Below are 15,590 nucleotides of genomic sequence, written 5' to 3'. Positions count from 1 at the left end.
CACGCCGCGGGCGGCGTATGGGAACGCACACTCGCGGCGGGCTAGGCGCGGCTCAGCGCCCTAGAAGCCGAGGTTGTTCAGGAACGGCAGTGGGATGGGCGACTGGCCGTTGGCCAGGTCCTGCACCGCGCGCGGGCAGAAGAACGACACCGCGATACCGGTGAACATGGTGGCCGGGCCCAGCGGGCGACCCAGCTGATCGGCGACGGTGGAGGCGATGTCGGCGGTGTTCTGGCTGCGCTGCGCCAGTAGCGGGCAGATCGACTGACCCAGTTCGACGGCCTGCCCGGGATCGATGTTGTCGATACCGGCGGCGCTGAGCGCACCGAGGAAATCGTCCGTGGTGGTGTCGGCGTGCGCGGGCGCGGCGAACGCCGCAGCACCGGCGAGCAGGCCGGCGGCCAGCCCGGCGGTCGTCATACGGCGGAACGTCATGTTTACAGCATCGCCTATCGGCAGCCCGGCGTTACCCGCGGTCCGGCTACCGGCTAACGTGGGCCCCGTTCGACACACGTCAAACAAGAGGAGCGCTCATGCAGGGGTTCGCCGGGAAAGTCGCGGTCGTGACGGGGGCCGGGTCGGGCATCGGCCAGGCACTGGCCATTGAGCTGGGCCGATCGGGTGCCAGCGTCGCGATCAGCGATATCGACACCGAAGGTCTGGCAGTCACCGAGGAGCGTTTGAAGGCCATCGGCGTCAAGGTCAAGGCCGACCGCCTCAACGTGACCGAACGCGAGGCGTTCAGCGCCTACGCCGACGACGTGAAGGCCCACTTCGGCAAGGTCAACCAGATCTACAACAACGCCGGCATCGCGTTCTCCGGTGACGTCGAGATCAGCCAGTTCAAGGACATCGAACGGGTGATGGACGTCGACTTCTGGGGCGTGGTCAACGGCACCAAGGTGTTCCTGCCCTACCTGATCGAGTCCGGTGACGGCCACGTCATCAACATCTCCAGCATCTTCGGGCTGTTCTCGGTGCCCGGCCAGGCGGCCTACAACTCGGCGAAGTTCGCGGTGCGCGGTTTCACAGAGGCGCTGCGTCAGGAGATGTTGCTGGCCAAGCACCCGGTGAAGGTGACCACCGTGCACCCCGGCGGCATCAAGACCGCGATCGCGCGCAACGCCACCGCCGCCGAAGGACTCGATGTGGCCGAGCTGGCCCAGGCGTTCGACCAGAAGCTGGCCCGCACCACACCGGAGCGCGCCGCCCAGATCATCCTCGACGGCGTCCGCAAGAACCGGGCCCGCGTTCTCGTCGGCACCGACGCCAAGATCCTCGACGCGATCGTGCGGATCACCGGCTCGGGCTACCAGCGGCTGTTCTCCTCGGTGCTGCCGCGGCTGTCACCGCCGATGCGCTAACGACCCAGCGGATGCGCCGAGAGCCAGCTCTCGGCCACCGTGCGGGGGTCGGCACCCTCGGCGACCTGGCGGCGCATATCCACCAGTGACCCGGTGTCGAGCACCCCGGCCAGTTCGTTGATGGCGCGCAACTGCTGCTGGTCGAGTTCGTTGCGCCGGTACAGCGGCACCACGTTCTCCGCCTGGATCAGCACCGGTTTTCGATCGGCGAGCACCGCGACGTCGCTGGGTACCCCGGCATCGGCGGTGCCCGTCCAGGCAGCCGCGATCGTCCCCTTACGCAGCGCGTCGAACAACGCTGCGGCGTCCGGGAATTCGCGCGGTGGCGGCAGCGTGCAGGTGCCGACTGCGCCCAGGCAGCCGCGATCGTCCCCTTACGCAGCGCGTCGAACAACGCTGCGGCGTCCGGGAATTCGCGCGGTGGCGGCAGCGTGCAGGTGCCGACTGCGCCCGGCAGCCCGCGCACCCCGGCCACCGCCCCCAGGGTCAGCCCTGCGCAGTGCTGCACCAGTGCGGTCAGGTCGCGACTGCCCCACTTCGCGGCTGTGGCGTCGGTGACGGCCAGTGCCGGCTTGTCCTCGGCCGAGGTGGCGTAGTCACCGGCGGCCACACCTTCGGGCAGTGCACCGATCATCGCCCGGTAGACCTGGGTATCCGAGCGCGCCGCCGACCCCGGGTCGAAGGCCTGCAGCAGCCGTCCGCTGAACCCGGGCACGACGCTCACGTCACCGGAATCCAACGCCGCCAACGGATCATCGAGGGTCTTGACGTATCCGGTGGTTCCGTAGGAACGCAAGGCCGCGGCGTACAGCTGGGCCAGCAGTGTGGTGTGCGGATCGGCGGTAGTACCCACTGCCAGCGACGGCGCAGGCGGGGCGGTGCCGCAGGCGGCGAGCGTCAACGCCAGCAGCACCCAGGCCAGCCGGCGAAAGAACGCTGCGCTCAATCCGTTTCCGACGCCGCACCCACCGCCTGAGCGACCGCGGGACCGACGCGCGGATCCAGCGGGCTGGGCACGATGTAGTCCGGCGCCAGGTCGTCGCCAACCACGGAGAAGATGGCTTGGGCGGCAGCCACTTTCATCTTCTCGGTGATACGGCGGGCGCCGGCATCGAGCGCTCCGCGGAACACCCCGGGGAAGGCCAGCACGTTGTTGATCTGGTTCGGGAAGTCGCTGCGCCCGGTCGCCACGACGGCGGCGTACTTCTTGGCCACCTCGGGATGGATCTCGGGATCCGGGTTCGACATCGCGAACACGATGCCGCGAGGCGCCATCGTCGCGATCAGTTCCTCGGGCACCACGCCGGCGGAGACACCCATGAAGACGTCGGCACCGGCCAGCGCCTCGACCATGCCGCCGGACAGCCCAGCGGGGTTGGTCCGCGACGCCAGTTCAGCCTTGAACGGGTTGAGGTCGTCACGCCCGCTGTGCACGATGCCCTGCGAATCGAGCACCGTAATGTGGCTCACGCCGCTGGCGAGCAGAATGTTCGCGCACGCGATGCCGGCGGCCCCGGCCCCGGAGATCACCACCTTCAGGGTGGTCATGTCGCGATCGAGCACCTTGGCGGCCCCCATCAGCGCGGCCAGCACCACGATGGCCGTACCGTGCTGGTCGTCGTGCATGACGGGGCAGTCCAGCGCCTCGATCAGCCGCCGTTCGATCTCGAAGCAACGCGGCGCCGAGATGTCCTCGAGGTTGACCGCGCCGAACGTCGGGCGCAGCCGGATCACGGTTTCGACGATCTCGTCAGGGTCCTTGGTGTCCAGCACGATCGGGATGGAGTCCAGGCCGCCGAAGGTCTTGAACAGCGCGGCCTTGCCCTCCATCACCGGCAGGGAGGCGGCCGGGCCGATGTCGCCGAGGCCCAGCACCGCGGTGCCGTCGCTGATCACAGCGACCAGGCGATTGGCCCAGGTGTAGCGGGCGGCCAGCGTGTGGTCGGCCGCGATGGCCCGGCTGACCTGGGCGACGCCCGGGGTGTAGGCGATCGAAAGCGCACGCTGGGTATCCAGGGGCGACTTCAGCTCGACGGACAGCTTGCCGCCGACGTGGGCGGCAAAGATTTCCTCGTCGTCGATGGCGAGGCGGGAGTTAGGCACCGTTTCGGTCACGGCGTCAGGGTACTCGCCCAATCAGCGCAGAAGAATCAGGTTGAGACTCTTGCAGGGGCGCCCGCAGAGCTACCGGCGCGTAGCATTTCCGGTCGGGTCCATTCGGCCCGCACCGCGCCCGAGGGGAGGTCCGATATGGCGACGTTCCGCGCTCGTCCGCCCTCACTGCTGGGGGTCAATCGGCCCCGGCCCGCGGAGGTCGACGCCAAACGCATCCACGTCCCGGTCGCGCGGGCCACCGTCGACTGCGCGATCTACGTCAACGGCGAACGGCTGCCCGGCAAGTACACCCATGCCGCCGCCCTGGAGCGGGTGCGCGAATTGGAGGCCGAGGGCGTCAAGGCGTTCGTCTGGATCGGTTTGCACGAACCCGACGAGTTCCAGATGCAATCGGTGGCCGAAGTCTTCGGACTGCACCCGCTGGCCGTCGAGGACGCTGTGCACGCCCACCAGCGACCCAAGGTCGAGCGCTACGACGACACCCTGTTCCTGGTCCTCAAGACCGTCATCTACGTCCCGCACGAGTCGGTGGCGCTGGCCCGCGAGATCGTCGAGACCGGCGAGATCATGGTGTTCGTCGGCAGCGACTTCGTGGTGACCGTGCGCCACGGTGACCACACCGGCCTGGCCGGGCTGCGCCGGCGGCTCGAAGAGGAGCACCAGCAGCTGGCACTGGGTCCCTACGGGGTGATGCACGCGATCGCCGACCACGTGGTGGACACCTACCGCGACGTCAGCGCGCTGATGGAATGCGATATCGACGCCATCGAGTCCGACACGTTCTCCCCGCTGACCAAGACCGACATCGAGCCGATCTACATGCTCAAGCGCGAGGTCGTCGAATTACGAAGGGCCGTCTCGCCTCTCACGGTGGCGCTGGCACGGTTCAACACCGACTACAAGGACCTGATGACGAAGGAACTGTTGCGCTACATGCGTGACGTCCTCGACCATCAGACCCAGGCCGCCGACCGGATCGCCAGCTACGACGAGATGCTGTCGTCCCTGGTGCAGGCCGCATTGGCGAAGGTCGGTATGCAGCAGAACACTGACATGCGCAAAATCACCGCGTGGGCGGCGATGGCCGCGGTGCCGACGATGATCGCCGGCATTTACGGGATGAACTTCGACAACATGCCCGAATTGCATTGGCAGTGGGGCTATCCGCTGGTTGTGCTGGTGATGGTCGGAATCTGCAGCTTCCTGTACCGCAACTTCCGTCGCAACCACTGGCTCTAGCTCGTTTTCCGCCGAACGTCACCCTGGAGTGACGGTGCACGGCGGGCGTCACGCTGGTGTGACGGTCGGCGCCGGACTAGCTGGGTGCGGACGCTCGCCGTCGGGGATCCAGCACGTCGACCCCGTCGTCGGCCCAGGCCTGCCGCAACGCCTGCGCGCCCTTGAGCCGAACCCACGCCGCCTCGGTGGCGGTGATCGGCACCGCCGACAGGAACCCCACCGGGTCCATCGGTGCGGCCAACAGCAGGTCCGCAATATCGGAGGGGCCCAGCAGCACGGCGGTGAACGGCGCCGAATCCCACAGCGGCCCAGACAGATCGATCAACGCATCAGGGATAAGCACCACACCTTCGACGGCCGGTGTCGCGGCCACCACCGCCAGGCTGCGGGCCAGACCCGGCGTCGGCGCGGTGACCCGTAGGCTCATGACGACCTCGGCCCGCGGGCCGCGCACCGGGTCGGCGGCTAAATCCGACGGGTCGGTCATCGGATGCCGTGAACACCCCAGCGACACATAGTGGGCCACCCCGTCGGGGCTGGGCCCGAACCGCAGGATCTCCATGCGCTCGACACCTAGAAAGGTGACACTGGCCGCGTCGGGTTCGGCATCCAGCCCGGCACCGGCGAAATGCCCGCGAAGATGCTCGCGGACCTGCCCCAGCGGTGAGCTCACTTATGCCCGGGGCGCGACGGTGAGGTTGACGCCGCTGTCGGCATCGAAGATGTGCAACTTGGTGGTGTCCAGCGCCAGCTCGATGGTCTGACCGGCGGCAGCTTTGGATTCAGCGGAAAGCCGTGCCACGAACTCGTTTTCGCCGGCACCGGACTCGGCGGCCAGCTCGGCCAGCTGGGCTGATCGGGCGCCGTCGCCGGAGGTGGCGAAGTACACGTACTTGTCAGCGCCGAGCGATTCGACCAGGTCGACCGTGGTCTCGAAGGTCAACGCCCGGATCCGCTCGTAGGCGTCGATCAGCGCGGCGTCCTCGATGTGCTCGGGCCGCACGCCGACGATCACACTGCCCGGCGTGGGATGGCTGTGCACCACATCGAAGACCTCCGGCGCCAGCGTCACTTCACCGAACGGCAGTCGCACCCCCACTTCGGTGAGGGTGGCCGGGAAGAAGTTCATGGCCGGTGACCCGATGAACCCGGCGACGAACAGGTTGGCCGGGGTGTCGTAGAGCTCCTGCGGGGTGCCGATCTGCTGTGCTTCGCCAGCGCGCAGCACCACGACCCGATCGCCCAAGGTCATCGCCTCGGTCTGATCGTGAGTGACGTAGACGGTCGTGGTGCCCAGCCGATTCTGCAGCCGGGCGATCTCGCCGCGCATCTGCACCCGCAGCTTGGCATCGAGGTTACTCAGCGGCTCATCCATCAGGAATGCCTTGGGGTTGCGCACGATCGCGCGACCCATCGCAACCCGCTGACGCTGACCACCGGAAAGCTGGGCGGGCTTGCGGTCCAGGAACTCGCTCAGGTCAAGGATTTTCGCGGTCTCGTCGACCTTGCGCGCGATCTCGTCCTTCTTCAGCTTGGCCAGCGTCAGCGGGAATGCGATGTTCTGCCGCACCGTCATATGCGGGTAGAGCGCGTAGGACTGGAACACCATCGCGATGTCGCGGTCGCGCGGCGCCTTCTCGTTGACCCGCTCACCGCCGATGCGCAGCTCGCCGGAGCTGATGTCCTCCAGGCCGGCGATCATGTTGAGCGTGGTGGACTTTCCGCAGCCTGACGGGCCGACCAGGATCACGAACTCGCCGTCGGCGATCGTCAGGCTCAGGTCCTTCACGGCTACCGAACCGTCGGGGTAACTCTTGGTCACCCGGTCCAGGACGATCTCAGCCATCCCTACCCCTTCACCGCACCGGAGGTCAGCCCGGCGACTATCCGTCGTTGGAAGATCAGAACAAACACGATGATCGGGATCGTGATCACCATGGCCCCGGCGGCGATCGACCCCGTGGGCTCCTCGAATTGCGAACTGCCGGTGAAGTTCGCGATCGCCACCGGTGCGGTGATCGCGGCCTTCGTGGCCGTCAGCGACAGCGCCAGCAGCAGGTCGTTCCAGGCGAAGATGAACACCAGGATGGCGGCGGTGACGATGCCCGGCGCGGCCAGCGGTGCGATCACCCGGCGGAATGCCTGGGCCGGGGTTGCGCCGTCCATCTTGGCGGCCTTCTCCAGATCCCACGGGATCTCCCGGAAGAAGGCCGACAGCGTATAGATGGCCAGCGGCAGCGCGAAGGTGATGTAGGGAATGATCAGGCCCGGCCAGGTGTCGAACAGCCCGATCCGCCGTTCGATGTTGAACAGCGGTGTGACGAGCGAGATCTGGGGGAACATCGCGATCAGCAGGGCGGCGCCGACGAGCAGCTTCTTGCCCGCGAACTCCAGCCGGGCCACCGCGTAGGCCGCCATCCCGCCGACCACGACGGCGATGACCGTGGTGATCAGCCCGATGCCGATCGAGTTGATCAGCGCCGAGGAGAACGCATCCCCGGTGAAGATGCCCTTGTAGTTGTCGAAGGTGATCTCCGAGGGAATCAGCTTGCCGTCCTTGACCGATGAGGTCGGCTTGAGCGACAGGCTCAGGATCCACAGCACCGGGAACAGCGCGTAGAGGACCACCAGGATGTCGATGACGGCCCACATCGTGGCCCGCCGCGCGCCAACTCGCTCGGACATCAGCGCACCTCATTGTCCGCGCCGGGCGCCGACGCGCCGAACAGCTTGATGTAGATGAACGCAATGACGGCCACCGACAGGAACACCAGCACACTGATCGCCGACCCGAGCCCGATGTTGAACGCCTTGAAAAGGTTGTCGTAGCCCAGGATCGACACCGAACCAGTGTCATTGGAACCACCGGTGAGCACGTAGATGTTGTCGAAGATGCGGAACGCATCGAGCGTGCGGAACAGCAGCGCCACCAGGATGGCCGGCTTGATCAGCGGCAGGGTGACCTTGATCAGCCGCTTCCACGGCCCGGCACCGTCGACCTGGGCGGCGCGCATCAGATCCTCGGGCACCAGCGCCAACCCGGCCAGCAGCAGCAGCGCCATGAACGGCGTGGTCTTCCACACCTCGGCCAGGATGATGACGGCCAACGACGGAATCTGTTGTGTCAGAGGGGCACTGCCGTCAGGCAGCAGGTTGGCCAGGTATCCGGTGCCCGGCGTCCAGGCGTAGTACCAGCTGTAAGAGGCGGCGACGGTGACGATGCCGTACGGGATCAGGATCGCGGTGCGCACCACACCCTTGGCGAAGATCGTGCGGTGCATGACCAGCGCCAGCGCCATGCCGAGCACGAACTCGATGGCCACCGAGATCACCGTGATCACCAGCGTGATGACGAACGCCGTCCACCAATACCGGTCGGTCAGGATAGTGGCGTAGTTCTCGAACCCGATGAACTTCGTGTCGGCAGGGCTGGCCAGGTTGTAGCGCTGCAGGCTGAGCCAGAACGCGTAGATGATCGGATACGCGGTGACGGCCAGCATCAGGATGACCGCGGGGGCGATCAGTAGATAGGCCAGCCGGCGCTGCGATCGCTTGTCATCACTGCGGGTGTTGACGGCGGCGGTCACGGGATCAAACCCTTTCCGTCGATGGCCTTTTGCACCTGGTCGGTGAGTTCGTCGGCCGTCTTCTCCGGGTCGATCTGGGTGATCGGGGCCAGCGTGGCCGAGATCCGCGTCGAGACCGCCTGATAGTTCGGCGTGGCCGGGCGCACCGCCGCGGTGGTGAGCTGGTCGCGGATGATCGCGTACTGCGGGTACTTCTTCTGGAAGTCCGGATCGGAGTACAGCGACGTGCGCACCGCGGGCAGGCCGCCCTCGATCGAGGTGTACCTCTGGTTCTCCAGGTTGCGGATGCAGCGGATCGCCTCGAACGCCTCGGCCGGATGCCGCGTGGTCTTGGCCACCGCGATGTTCAGTCCGCCCAGCGTCACCCGGGTCGGCTGACCGGCGATCACACCCGGATAGGGCGCGAAGCCGAACACCTCTTTGGCGGCGTCGAATGCGATGGTGAACTGATCGTCGGTCGGCGAGAACGTGCCCGCGTCGTTGATGCTGCCCGCCAGTTCCGGCTTGTCGTTGAGCGGCAGGAAGGGCACCCCACCCTTCACCGCGTTCTCCAGCATCGAGGCGAACACGAAGGGCCAGTTGACCTCCAGCGCCGCCTTGCCCTGCTCGAGGGCCAGCCGCGCGGTGCCCTCGTCGGTCTGCGTCACCGACGGGTCGGCCCCGGGCGCGGTGGCGACCGACTTGATGATCTGCAGCGCCTTGACCGTCGCCGCCCGGTGTTCCGGGGTGTCGGTCAGCGTGACCTGCTTGCCGTCATCGGAAAGAACCTGTCCCCCAGCACTTTCCAGCAGCGTGTTGAACCACACCACCAAGCCTTCGTACTGCTTGGCCTGCACGGCGATCCAGCTCGGCTTACCCTCGGCGTGCAGCCGGGTGGCCTCGGCGATCATGCCGTCCCAGGTGTCCGGCGGCGGCGCGACCAGATCGGCTCGATACCAGAGCAATTGGGTGTTCGTGGTGACCGGCGCGGCATAGAGCTTGCCCTGCCACTTGGCCGTCTCCAGCGGTCCGGGCAAGGTATCGGCGCTCGCGTCGGCCTCGGCCTGGCCTGCCGGGTCGTCCGAGAGCGGCAGCGCCCAGCCGGCTTCGGCGAACTCCGCGGTCCACACCACGTCGAGGGCCATCAGGTCCAGGGTGCGGTCGTTGCCGGTGAGCCGGCGGGCCAACTGCAGACGCTGGTCGTCAGCACCCTTGGGCAGGCTGCGCTGCTCGATGCGGAAGCGGCCGCCGAGTTCTTCGTTGCACCGTTTGGCTACTGCGGTGAAGGTCGCGGTCTCGCTGGCCGGGGTGTACAGGCTGACCACCCGGCCGTTGTCACCAGAACCACAGGCCGATACCAGCGAGGCGGTGGTCAATGCGGCTACCGCAGCGGCGCCCACCCGCCGAGCGCGCGCGCCAGGGCTTGCCACGACACCGCCTCCCGTCGTCTACGGCGGGGATTGTCCCGCGGGCAAACCGTAGAACCCCAGGTGGGTGATGTGCAACACTGCCGCGCCGCGCGCGGCGCAATCGTGACCCCTAGATCGTCAACCGCGCCAGCAGGTCCCGGGCCTTCTCGGCGTTCTGCGGGTCGCAGAGCACGTCATAGCGGCCGGCGACCAGCTGCATGGTGGAGCTGAAATCCCTTGTGCCGCGCGCCATGGCGTAGGGCACCGCGGAGGTGATGAGCCCGAAGATCACACCGGCGACCAGGCCGGTGACCAGCGAGGCCCACGGATTAGGGCTGAAGAAGCCGAGCACCAGGCCGATGAAGATGCCCAGCCAGGCGCCGGTGATGACACCGCCGCCGAGCACCTTGGGCCACGTCAGCCGACCTGTGACGCGCTCGACCTGCATCAAGTCGACGCCGACGATCGTCACCTGCTGGACCGGGAACTGCTGGTCGGACAGGTAGTCGACGGCCTTCTGCGCTTCGGCGTAGGTGGGATAGGAGCCGATCGGCCAGCCTTTCGGTGGCGTCGGCAAACCGACCGGGCCACGGCGCGAGCCGGCCGCCGCGCCCGCAGGGGTGGTGCCAGGATTCGGTCCGGGCGAGAAGGGGCTGGTCATGACTCCTCATTCTGCTGTCGTATCGGTCGTCTGTCACGTTCAACGACGTGCGGCCGACGATGGTTTCCGCTACCGGTCACCCGGCGAGCCAGCCCCGCGCCACCAGCACATACGCTAGGTTGAACAGCATGACAGCTTCCGGTGGCGACTCCGGCGAAAAGCCGCAGAACGAGGGCGAACAGGGCCTTTCCGAGGGCACCTACGAGGCCCCGCCCATCGAACAGAGCCAGGCCCCGTCGGGGTTCGAGGCCCCGCCCCAACAGCCGTTCGGCGCACCGCCGTACCCGGGTGCCGGCTACGGCTACCCCGCCCCGGCCAGCGGCACCAACACCCTGGCGATCGGCTCGCTGGTGGCCTCGGTCATCGGCCTGCTCTGCGGTATCGGCTCGATCATCGGCATCGTGCTCGGGGTGATCGCCCTCAACCAGATCAAGCAGACCCGCCAGGGTGGCTACGGACTGGCCGTGGCCGGCATCGTCGTGGGTGCCGCGAGTCTGGTGATCAGCCTGATCTGGATGATCTACGCGATCAACTGATGACCAACCCCCCGCAGCCTTACGAGGGCGGCGCACCGGATCCCTACGCCCCGGTGGACTACCCGGCGAACTATCCGCCGCTGCCGCCGCCGGTGTATCCGGCGCCCTACCCGCCGCCGGCCGGCTACCCGTACCCGCCCTACGCCGGTGACCCGTACGACCCGTACCGGCCGCTCAAACCGCCGGGCACCAACGGCAAGGCCATCGCCGCGCTGGTGTGCTCGCTGGCCGGTCTGGTGTTCTGCGGTCTGCCGTCGATCGGCGGGGTGATCCTGGGCATCATCGCGATGCGCGAGACCAAGCGCACCGGGCAGGACGGCTTCGGCCTGGCCGTCGCCGGTGTGGCGATCGGCGCAGCGATCCTGGCGCTGGTGCTGCTCTACGTGGTGTTCATGGTGTTCGTCGTGGCCAGCACCAGCTCCTACGAGAACCTCTAGGCCGGCGGAACGAACCGCTGCCCGCTGCGGGTCATCCCGGCGGCGCGGCCCTTTCCGGCGATCACCAACGCCATCTTGCGGCTGGCCTCGTCGATCATCTCGTCGCCGAGCATCACCGCACCGCGGGCCCCGCCGGCCTTCGAGGTGTGCCACTCGTAGGCCTCGAGAATGAGTTCGGCATGGTCGTACTCCTGCTGGCGGGGGCTGAAGATCTCGTTGCCCGCCGCGATCTGATCGGGGTGCAGTACCCACTTGCCGTCATAGCCCAGTGCCGCCGAACGGCCAGCCACGCGACGGAACGCCTCGACGTCGCGCACCTTCAGATACGGCCCGTCGACGGCGGCCACCCCGTGCGCCCGGGCCGCGATCAGGATCGTCATCAGCACGTGGTGATAGGCGTCGCCGACGTCGTAACCCTCGGGCTGCTCCCCCACCACCAGGGTCCGCATGTTCAGGCTCGCCATCAGATCCGCGGGGCCGAGCACCAACGCCTGCACGCGCGGCGCGGCGGCGATCGCATCGATGTTGCGCAGCCCCTTGGCGTCTTCGATCTGGGCGTCGACACCGATCCGCCCGACCGGCAGTCCGTGGGTGAGTTCGACCTGGGTCAGCAACAGGTCCAGGGCGTGGACGTGGCTGGCGTCGGTGACCTTCGGCAGCACGATCACGTCGAGGTGCGCACCGGCCGCAGAGACGACGTCGATGACGTCGGTGTGAGTCCACGGTGTGGTCCAGTCGTTGACCCGGACACCACGTAGCTGACCGGCCCAGCCGGGGCTCGCCAGCGCCGCGGCGACCTGGGTGCGGGCCTGCGCCTTGGCATCTGGTGCCACGGCATCTTCGAGGTCCAGGAACACCTCATCAGCGGCCAGCCCCTTGGCCTTCTCGATCATCTTCGGGTTGCTACCGGGAACCGAGAGGCACGTTCTACGGGGTCGATACGCGTTATCCACGCCTACACTCCTACTCTTTGAGGCATGGCGTCGGTGAACAGGGTCTACGCGGCGCGGCTGGCAGGTATGGCAGTCCTCGGTCCGGACGGGGAATCCCTGGGTCGCGTCCGCGATGTCGTGATCAGCATGAGCATCGTGCGCCAGCAACCCCGAGTGCTCGGCCTGGTGGTCGAATTACTCACGCGCAGAAGGATTTTCGTTCCCATTCTGCGCGTCACCGCGATCGAGCCGAACTCCGTGACGCTGACCACCGGCAACGTCTCGCTGCGCCGCTTCGCCCAGCGCCCCGGCGAAGTCCTGGTGCTGGGCCAGGTCCTCGATTCGCGGGTTCGGGTCAGTGACCCCGAGCTGCCGCAGTTCGCCAACATCGACGTCGTGGTCGTCGACCTGGGAATCGAACAGACCCGCACCCGCGACTGGGTGGTGACCCGCGTGGCGGTGCGCAGCATGCGCCGGCTGGGCCGGCGCTCGACCGTGCAGGTGGTGGACTGGCAGAACGTCCAAGGGCTCACGCCCTCGGCGCTGGCGATGCCCGGCCAGGGCGTGGCCCAGCTGCTGCACCAGTTCGACGGCCAGCGGCCCATCGAAGTGGCCGACGCGATCCGCGACCTGCCGGCCAAGCGCCGCACCGAGGTGATCAACGCCCTCGACGACGAGCGACTGGCCGACATCCTCCAGGAGCTGCCCGAGGACGACCAGACCGTGCTGCTGATGCAGCTCGACACCGAGCGGGCCGCCGACGTCCTGGAGGCGATGGATCCCGACGACGCCGCCGACCTGCTGGGCGTGCTGAACCCGACCGAGGCCGAGGTGCTGCTGCGCCGGATGGACCCGGAGGAATCCGAGCCGGTGCGACGCCTGCTGGCGCACTCGCCGGACACCGCCGGTGGTCTGATGACCTCCGAACCGGTGGTGCTGGCCCCCGACACCACGGTGGCCGAGGCGCTGGCCCGGGTCCGCGACCCCGACCTGACCCCGGCGCTCTCGTCGCTGGTGTTCGTGGTCCGCCCGCCCACAGCCACCCCGACCGGGCGCTACCTGGGCTGCGTGCACCTGCAGGCGCTGCTGCGCGAGCCGCCGGCGAACCTGGTCAGCGGCATCGTCGACACCGACCTGCCCAGCCTGACGCCGACCACCTCGCTGGGCGCTCTCACCCGCTACTTCGCCGCCTACAACCTGGTCTGCGGGCCGGTGGTCGACGAGGAGAACCACCTCCTCGGTGCGGTCACCGTCGACGACGTCCTCGACCACCTGCTGCCGCACGACTGGCGCGACGACTATGAGGATCCACAGTTCGAGCAGCTGGCCGGAACGGAGGGGGCGACGTGAGCGATCTGTCGGCACGTCAGCGCCTGGACACCCCGCGCACCTCGCGGCGGCCGGCGTTCAACGTCGACCCCGAAGCCGTCGGCCGGATCAGCGAATCCATCGCCCGGTTCCTGGGCACCGGCCGCTACCTGGCCTGGCAGACGATCATCGTCATCGTCTGGATCGCGCTGAATCTCTTCGCGGTCAGCCTGCGCTGGGACCCCTATCCCTTCATCCTGCTCAATCTCGCGTTCTCCACCCAGGCGGCGTACGCCGCCCCGTTGATCCTGCTGGCGCAGAACCGTCAGGAGAACCGCGACAAGGTCGCGCTCGAGGAGGACCGCAGACGCGCCCAGCAGACCAAGGCCGACACCGAGTTCCTCGCCCGCGAGCTCGCCTCGCTGCGACTGGCCATCGGCGAGGTCGCCACCCGCGACTATCTGAGGCGTGAACTCGAGGAGATTCGGGAGTTGCTGGAAGGTCTGCAATTGACGCAGACGGAGACGAGCAAGCCTGAGGGATCAGAACGCCGGTCCAAGAAAACTGGTTCGTGACCAAGGTGACCATTGGATACCACTGAGGTCACGAAGGTATGTATGGTGACTTGGTTCACAAGCACGAACTTTTTCTGTGACAGGGATGGACGAGTCTGTTGAGGACGGACGAGTGGGCATAGGCAACCGCGTGGGCAGGGCGATACGGACCCCCGTCTTCGGTATCGCGATGCTGACTCCGATCGTTCTCGCCGGTGCCGTGGGCGCCGCCCCCGGCAAGCAGAACACCCCGGTCTACGACGCCGGCGTGACCCCACTGGCCGCCGTCTCCCCCACCCCCCAGGACACCTCCGGGGTCACCGTCGTCGCACTGACCAAGCAGCCCACCAACTTCCGGGCGCCGTCTCCCCCACCCCCCAGGACACCTCCGGGGTCACCGTCGTCGCACTGACCAAGCAGCCCACCAACTTCCGGGTCGCCGCGGCCACCGTGTCCGCGCCGCCGCCGTCGATCGTGGTGAATTCCCCTGGCGCCATGCGGATTCCGGCCGTCGCGCTGGCCGCCTACCGCAACGCCGAGGCGACGATGGCCAAGGCCGCGCCCGGCTGCGGTATCAGCTGGAACCTGCTGGCCGGGATCGGCCGCATCGAGTCCATGCACGCCAACGGCGGGGCCACCGACTCGCGCGGCACGGCCGTCACCCCGATCTACGGTCCCGCGCTGGACGGCACGCTGCCCGGCAACGAGGTGATCGTGCAGACCGTGCAGTCCGGGCGTGCGGTGTACGCCCGCGCCATGGGGCCGATGCAGTTCCTGCCCGGCACCTGGTCGCGGTACGCCTCCGACGGCGACGGCGACGGCAAGGCCGACCCGCAGAACGTCTACGACGCGGCCCTGGGTGCGGCCCGCTACCTGTGCAGCGGCGGGCTGAACCTGCGCAACCAGTCGCAGGTGCTCACCGCGATCCTGCGCTACAACAACTCCATGGCCTACGCCCAGAACGTGATGGGCTGGGCCGGCGCGTACGCCACCGGGGTCGAACCCGTCGCCCTTCCGCCGATCACCGGACCGGTCCCGGCGCTGGCCGACGCGCATCTGGAGAACCCCGAGGGCCTGGGCCCCGGTATGCCGCTCAACGCGATCGGGCTGCCGTCCACCGACCCGCTGGCCCAGATGCCGCTGGTCAACTTCGGCAACACCGAAACCGCGGGCCAGCTGGCCACCGGCCCGCTGCCCGGACCGGCAGGCATGCTGCCGGGGCAGGCGCCCTGCCAGGTGATCTGCATGGGCTCGCAGCTGGCCACCCCGGCACCGGAAGCCACCCCGGAGACCCCGGAGGCTCCGCCGCCGTGGCAGCCGCCGTGGCTGCTTCCGCCGCCGCCCCCGGCCCCGGCCTTCGAGCCCGCCCCGGCGCCCGAACCCGCTCCGGCGCCTGCCGCGCCGCTGCCGCCGACCCACGGCGCTCTGCCCGGACCGGCCGCCTGATCTGAGGCACCCCTGCCCGCCGA

14 protein-coding genes and 3 pseudogenes are annotated in these 15,590 nt (G+C 68.1%); 7 read left to right on the top strand and 10 right to left on the bottom strand.

Annotated features, from left to right (window positions below):
* Nucleotides 1-60 precede the first annotated feature (60 nt).
* A complete protein-coding gene (locus tag BN3385_RS13885; protein WP_059017307.1) occupies nt 61-435 on the bottom strand; it encodes a DUF732 domain-containing protein in 375 nt (124 codons plus the stop codon).
* A 98-nt stretch (nt 436-533) separates the two neighbouring features.
* Here BN3385_RS13885 and BN3385_RS13880 point away from each other — a divergent pair, with 98 nt between their 5' ends.
* On the top strand, nt 534-1,364 hold the full coding sequence (locus BN3385_RS13880) for an SDR family NAD(P)-dependent oxidoreductase (protein ID WP_059017306.1): 831 nt from the start codon (nt 534-536) through the stop codon (nt 1,362-1,364).
* Here BN3385_RS13880 and BN3385_RS13875 read toward each other — a convergent pair.
* Together BN3385_RS13875 and BN3385_RS13870 are read right to left on the bottom strand one after the other, a co-directional pair.
* Nucleotides 1,361-2,310, bottom strand: a pseudogene (locus tag BN3385_RS13875) (glycine betaine ABC transporter substrate-binding protein). The gene BN3385_RS13880 and the pseudogene BN3385_RS13875 sit on opposite strands and share 4 nt — an antisense overlap.
* Nucleotides 2,307-3,479: an NAD(P)-dependent malic enzyme gene (locus BN3385_RS13870; RefSeq protein WP_059017305.1), complete on the bottom strand. Its 1,173-nt coding sequence runs from the start codon at nt 3,477-3,479 to the stop codon at nt 2,307-2,309. The pseudogene BN3385_RS13875 and the gene BN3385_RS13870 overlap by 4 nt, the downstream one beginning before the upstream one ends.
* 135 nt (nt 3,480-3,614) lie before the next feature.
* On the opposite strand from BN3385_RS13870, the gene corA reads away from it, so the two are divergent.
* Nucleotides 3,615-4,718: a magnesium/cobalt transporter CorA gene (gene corA, locus BN3385_RS13865; RefSeq protein WP_059017304.1), complete on the top strand. Its 1,104-nt coding sequence runs from the start codon at nt 3,615-3,617 to the stop codon at nt 4,716-4,718.
* A 76-nt stretch (nt 4,719-4,794) separates the two neighbouring features.
* Here the strand turns inward: corA and BN3385_RS13860 are convergent, their stop codons facing one another.
* From BN3385_RS13860 to BN3385_RS13835, 6 genes are all read right to left on the bottom strand, one after another.
* A complete protein-coding gene (locus BN3385_RS13860; protein ID WP_059017303.1) occupies nt 4,795-5,391 on the bottom strand; it encodes a suppressor of fused domain protein in 597 nt (198 codons plus the stop codon).
* Entirely contained in the window at nt 5,392-6,564 is a 1,173-nt protein-coding gene (locus BN3385_RS13855) for an ABC transporter ATP-binding protein (protein ID WP_059017302.1), read from the bottom strand. It abuts the gene before it with no gap.
* A 2-nt stretch (nt 6,565-6,566) separates the two neighbouring features.
* Complete coding sequence (locus tag BN3385_RS13850) at nt 6,567-7,403, bottom strand: carbohydrate ABC transporter permease (protein ID WP_059017301.1); 837 nt, start codon at nt 7,401-7,403, stop codon at nt 6,567-6,569.
* Nucleotides 7,403-8,305, bottom strand: coding sequence for a carbohydrate ABC transporter permease (locus BN3385_RS13845; RefSeq protein ID WP_059017300.1), 903 nt, complete (start codon nt 8,303-8,305; stop codon nt 7,403-7,405). The genes BN3385_RS13850 and BN3385_RS13845 overlap by 1 nt, the downstream gene beginning before the upstream one ends.
* Complete coding sequence (locus BN3385_RS13840; RefSeq protein WP_059017299.1) at nt 8,302-9,714, bottom strand: ABC transporter substrate-binding protein; 1,413 nt, start codon at nt 9,712-9,714, stop codon at nt 8,302-8,304. Before BN3385_RS13840 ends, BN3385_RS13845 begins: the two co-directional genes overlap by 4 nt.
* 109 nt (nt 9,715-9,823) lie before the next feature.
* Nucleotides 9,824-10,354 carry a general stress protein gene (locus tag BN3385_RS13835; protein WP_059017298.1) on the bottom strand — a complete coding sequence of 177 codons (531 nt, stop codon included), beginning with the start codon at nt 10,352-10,354 and terminating at the stop codon, nt 9,824-9,826.
* Between the two features lie 227 nt (nt 10,355-10,581).
* Here BN3385_RS13835 and BN3385_RS28960 point away from each other — a divergent pair.
* Together BN3385_RS28960 and BN3385_RS13825 are read left to right on the top strand one after the other, a co-directional pair.
* Nucleotides 10,582-10,890: pseudogene (locus tag BN3385_RS28960) on the top strand (DUF4190 domain-containing protein); the annotation flags it as partial.
* Nucleotides 10,890-11,327, top strand: a complete 438-nt coding sequence (locus BN3385_RS13825) for a DUF4190 domain-containing protein (RefSeq protein ID WP_082690466.1) — start codon at nt 10,890-10,892, stop codon at nt 11,325-11,327. The pseudogene BN3385_RS28960 and the gene BN3385_RS13825, both read left to right, overlap by 1 nt.
* Here the strand turns inward: BN3385_RS13825 and BN3385_RS13820 are convergent.
* Nucleotides 11,324-12,280: an HpcH/HpaI aldolase/citrate lyase family protein gene (locus BN3385_RS13820; RefSeq protein ID WP_082690465.1), complete on the bottom strand. Its 957-nt coding sequence runs from the start codon at nt 12,278-12,280 to the stop codon at nt 11,324-11,326. The two genes, BN3385_RS13825 and BN3385_RS13820, sit on opposite strands and share 4 nt — an antisense overlap.
* 24 nt (nt 12,281-12,304) lie before the next feature.
* On the opposite strand from BN3385_RS13820, the gene BN3385_RS13815 reads away from it, so the two are divergent.
* The 3 genes and pseudogenes from BN3385_RS13815 to BN3385_RS13805 all read left to right on the top strand — a co-directional run bounded on the left by BN3385_RS13815 (nt 12,305) and on the right by BN3385_RS13805 (nt 15,567).
* Nucleotides 12,305-13,609: a magnesium transporter MgtE N-terminal domain-containing protein gene (locus BN3385_RS13815; protein ID WP_059017295.1), complete on the top strand. Its 1,305-nt coding sequence runs from the start codon at nt 12,305-12,307 to the stop codon at nt 13,607-13,609.
* Nucleotides 13,606-14,142, top strand: a complete 537-nt coding sequence (locus tag BN3385_RS13810; RefSeq protein ID WP_059017294.1) for a DUF1003 domain-containing protein — start codon at nt 13,606-13,608, stop codon at nt 14,140-14,142. The genes BN3385_RS13815 and BN3385_RS13810 overlap by 4 nt, the downstream gene beginning before the upstream one ends.
* Nucleotides 14,143-14,311: 169 nt before the next feature.
* A pseudogene (locus BN3385_RS13805) lies at nt 14,312-15,567 on the top strand (lytic transglycosylase domain-containing protein).
* Nucleotides 15,568-15,590 lie beyond the last annotated feature (23 nt).

Origin of the sequence: Mycobacterium sp. M26, from assembly GCF_001494595.1 — a bacterium.
Lineage (GTDB): Bacteria > Actinomycetota > Actinomycetes > Mycobacteriales > Mycobacteriaceae > Mycobacterium.
The sequence above is the reverse complement of the archived record's forward strand: the minus strand, read 5'-3'. Positions and strand labels throughout refer to the sequence as shown.

Coding starts and splice junctions, on each gene's coding strand:
- BN3385_RS13885 (WP_059017307.1), bottom strand. CDS start 435: ATGACGTTCCGCCGTATGACGACCGCCGGGCTGGCCGCCGGCCTGCTC.
- BN3385_RS13880 (WP_059017306.1), top strand. CDS start 534: ATGCAGGGGTTCGCCGGGAAAGTCGCGGTCGTGACGGGGGCCGGGTCG.
- corA (WP_059017304.1), top strand. CDS start 3,615: ATGGCGACGTTCCGCGCTCGTCCGCCCTCACTGCTGGGGGTCAATCGG.
- BN3385_RS13855 (WP_059017302.1), bottom strand. CDS start 6,564: ATGGCTGAGATCGTCCTGGACCGGGTGACCAAGAGTTACCCCGACGGT.
- BN3385_RS13850 (WP_059017301.1), bottom strand. CDS start 7,403: ATGTCCGAGCGAGTTGGCGCGCGGCGGGCCACGATGTGGGCCGTCATC.
- BN3385_RS13835 (WP_059017298.1), bottom strand. CDS start 10,354: ATGACCAGCCCCTTCTCGCCCGGACCGAATCCTGGCACCACCCCTGCG.
- BN3385_RS13825 (WP_082690466.1), top strand. CDS start 10,890: ATGACCAACCCCCCGCAGCCTTACGAGGGCGGCGCACCGGATCCCTAC.
- BN3385_RS13815 (WP_059017295.1), top strand. CDS start 12,305: ATGGCGTCGGTGAACAGGGTCTACGCGGCGCGGCTGGCAGGTATGGCA.